This window comes from uncultured Ralstonia sp. (genome assembly GCA_913056305.1).
Lineage (GTDB): Bacteria > Pseudomonadota > Gammaproteobacteria > Burkholderiales > Burkholderiaceae > Ralstonia.
Genome location: CAJXMR010000356.1, coordinates 1 through 3,056 on the forward strand (window position 1 = coordinate 1; position 3,056 = coordinate 3,056).

The window sequence follows — 3,056 nt, forward strand, 5'->3', positions numbered from 1 at the left end:
TCGCCATATAATCCATGTCACCGTGAAACCCCTGCGCAAGCCATGTCTGGAGCCCGTCTTCAGCATGTGACAGGTCGACGTCGGCGATGCGGATGGCATCGAAGCCGAGCGCGGCACCCCAGGCGCGGATCTGCGCGACAAGTGCGGCCTGGCCGGCCTCATCGGCGGGCAGGCGCGTATCGAGGCAGGATTCGAGCGATGACGTGGGGCTTCCGGACATGCCTAAATTGTACGCAATGCCTACTGTGCAGACTGCCGACGTGCCCGCTGCCCCGACTCCGCCGCTCGTAGAGCGCCTCTTTTCGCTCACCAACGAAGCTGCCACGTCAGCCTTTGGTGCGGCGCTCGCGCAGGCTGTGCTGGCGCTGGGCCCGCGGCCCGTGCAGGTGCAGCTCTCGGGCGACCTGGGCGCGGGCAAGACCACGCTGTCGCGCGCCATCCTGCGTGGCCTCGGCCACACCGGCCGCGTGCGCAGCCCGACCTACACGCTGGTCGAACCGTATGACGTGGCCGGAACCTCCGGCACGCAGAAGGTCTATCACTTCGACCTGTACCGCTTTGCCGACCCGGAAGAATGGGCCGATGCCGGTTTCCGCGACTACTTTGCCGAGCCCGCGCTATGCCTGGTCGAATGGCCCGAGAAGGCGCAGGCGCTGCTCGGCACGCCCGACCTCCACATCGCCCTGGCGGTTGACGCTGTGCACGAAACCTACGATGACGGCGTTGAACATGCACCACGCGTCGCTCGCCTGACCGCGCGCACCCTGACCGGCGTTCAATTGTTGCAAATCCTGCCCCCATGCTGATCAAGCACCTGCCGACCGACCAACCGGATGATCCCCATCTGCCCAGCCAGGCGCGCAGGCAATGGCTCACGCGCATGGCCCGCGCCGGTGCCGGCACCGTCATCCTGAGCCTGGCCGGGCCGCAGATCGCGCGTGGCGCCAACATCGTGGCGGTGCGGGTGTGGCCCGCGCAGGATTACACGCGCGTGACCATTGAGTCGGATACGCCGCTGTCGGCGACGCACCATCTGGTGGTGGAGCCGGACCGCCTCGTGGTCGATATCGACGGGCTGGACCTGGACCCGACGCTGCGCGAACTGGTCGCCAAGATCACGTCGAACGATCCGTACATCCGCCAGGTGCGCGTGGGCCAGAACCGGCCGCGCGTGGTGCGGCTGGTGTTCGACCTGAAGGAGCGCGTCAACCCGCAGGTGTTCACGCTGCTGCCGATCGCGGGTTACCGCAACCGGCTGGTGTTCGACCTGTACCCGAGCAACCCGCCCGACCCGCTGATGCAGCTGGTGCGCGCGACCGAAGACAAGCAGGAGCGCTTTGTCGCCTCGGGCGGCGCGCCGATGCCGGGCCCGGCCGAAGACGACGACCCCATCGCCGCCTTGGCCCGGCGCAACGGCGGCGATAGCCCGTCCACGCCGGCCGTGCCGCCTGCCATCGAGTCCCGCCCGACACTGGCGAGCCGCACGCCGCCGCGCAAGCCTGCGCCGCCGGCCGCCGAGCCACCGACCACGCTGGCCAACGCGCCGATGTCGCCACCGCTGGCGATCGAGCCGGAGCCGGCCGTGCCGCGCGGCCCGGCCGGCGGCCCGCGCATGCGCCGCCTGCTGACCATCGCCATCGACCCTGGGCACGGCGGCGAAGACCCCGGCGCCACCGGTGGCTCCGGCACGCACGAGAAAGACGTGGTGCTGTCGATCGCCCGCATGCTCAAGTCGAAGATCGACGCGCAGCCCAACATGCGCGCCATGATGACGCGCGATGCCGATTACTTCGTGCCGCTGGGCGTGCGCGTGCAGAAGGCGCGCCGCGTGCAGGCCGACCTGTTCGTCTCCATCCACGCCGATGCGTTTCTCTCGCCCGAAGCGCGGGGGGCGTCGGTGTTTGCGCTGTCCGACCGCGGTGCCTCCAGCGTGCAGGCCAAGTGGCTGGCCAACAAGGAGAACGCGTCGGACATGATCGGCGGGGCCAACATGGGCTCGAAGGACGCCCAGGTCACGCGCGTGCTGCTGGACCTGTCGACCACCGCGCAGATCAGCGACAGCATGAAGGTCGGCCGCGCCGTGCTGGAGCAGATCGGCGGCATCAACCGGCTGCACAAGGGGCAGGTCGAGCAGGCCGGCTTCGCGGTGCTCAAGGCGCCGGATATTCCGTCGATCCTGGTCGAGACCGCCTTCATCAGCAATCCGGAAGAAGAGGCCAAGCTCACCGACCTGGGCTATCAGAACCAGATGGCCGATGCGATCCTGCGCGGCATCCGCGCGTATTTCGCCAAGAATCCGCCGCTGTCGCACAACCCGGGCGTCTGACCATGGCGCTCACCTTGCGCGAGGCCGATGCGGCGGATGCCGCCGTCATTGCCGAGATCCAGGCGCGCAGCTGGCAGAGTGTCTACCGGGGCATCATGCCCGATGCCTATCTTGATGGTCCGGCATTGGCCGACCTGCAGGCCAAATGGCATGGCCGCATGACCGCGCCGGCTGACGGACAACAGGTCTGGTGCGCCGACAGCGACGGTCAGGCCGTTGGTTTTCTCTGTGCGTTGCGCGCGGACGCTACGCCTTGGGGGGCGTTGGTCGACAACCTGCATTTGCTCCCCGCCGCGCGCGGCCATGGCGCCGGCAAGCGCCTGATGGGCGAAGCCGCCCGCTGGGCGATCGCGCAAGGCATCACCCAGCTTCATCTACTCGTCTACGAAGGCAATGCAGCCGCCATCGGCTTCTATGAAGCGCTTGGCGGCGTGATGGTCAATCGGGGTTGGCAGCCGGGGGCGGACGGTCAATACGCGTGGGTGCTCACCTACCACTGGCCGGAGATCGCGGCGCTCGCCGCGTTGCGCTGATCAGGCGGGCTGGCCGGCGCCGGTGTCGGCGGCGCGTTCGGCGTGCGCCACGCGGTCCGCATACTTGCGCGCCAGCGTTGAGCACACGATCAGTTGCAGCTGGTGATAGATCATGATCGGCAGCACGATCAGGCCCAGTGCCGGGTTGCCGGCAAACAGGATCTTCGCCATCGGCACGCCGTTCGCCAGGCTCTTCT

Annotated in this window: 4 protein-coding genes and 1 pseudogene; 3 read left to right on the plus strand and 2 right to left on the minus strand. The window is 68.4% G+C overall.

The genetic code is table 11. The annotated features are described in order from the left end of the window. A pseudogene (locus QZ609_RS25915) lies at positions 1 to 220 on the minus strand (tRNA epoxyqueuosine(34) reductase QueG); the annotation flags it as partial. 16 nt (positions 221 to 236) lie between these two features. Here QZ609_RS25915 and tsaE point away from each other — a divergent pair. Genes tsaE through QZ609_RS25930 form a run of 3 tightly spaced genes read left to right on the plus strand, consistent with a single transcriptional unit; the run spans position 237 to position 2,859 of the window. Further along, positions 237 to 806, plus strand: coding sequence for a tRNA (adenosine(37)-N6)-threonylcarbamoyltransferase complex ATPase subunit type 1 TsaE (gene tsaE / locus QZ609_RS25920; RefSeq protein ID WP_295501209.1), 570 nt, complete (start codon positions 237 to 239; stop codon positions 804 to 806). Next, complete coding sequence (locus QZ609_RS25925; protein WP_295501201.1) at positions 800 to 2,326, plus strand: N-acetylmuramoyl-L-alanine amidase; 1,527 nt, start codon at positions 800 to 802, stop codon at positions 2,324 to 2,326. Before tsaE ends, QZ609_RS25925 begins: the two co-directional genes overlap by 7 nt. Before the next feature lie 2 nt (positions 2,327 to 2,328). Beyond that, a complete protein-coding gene (locus tag QZ609_RS25930) occupies positions 2,329 to 2,859 on the plus strand; it encodes a GNAT family N-acetyltransferase (protein ID WP_295501204.1) in 531 nt (176 codons plus the stop codon). Here QZ609_RS25930 and QZ609_RS25935 read toward each other — a convergent pair. After that, on the minus strand, positions 2,860 to 3,056 hold a 197-nt coding region (locus QZ609_RS25935; RefSeq protein ID WP_295501206.1), incomplete at its 5' end, for a bile acid:sodium symporter. It abuts the gene before it with no gap.

Excerpts from the sequence above, each read along its gene's own strand:
- tsaE (WP_295501209.1), top strand. The coding sequence starts at position 237 with ATGCCTACTGTGCAGACTGCCGACGTGCCCGCTGCCCCGACTCCGCCG.
- QZ609_RS25930 (WP_295501204.1), top strand. The coding sequence starts at position 2,329 with ATGGCGCTCACCTTGCGCGAGGCCGATGCGGCGGATGCCGCCGTCATT.
- QZ609_RS25925 (WP_295501201.1), top strand. The coding sequence starts at position 800 with ATGCTGATCAAGCACCTGCCGACCGACCAACCGGATGATCCCCATCTG.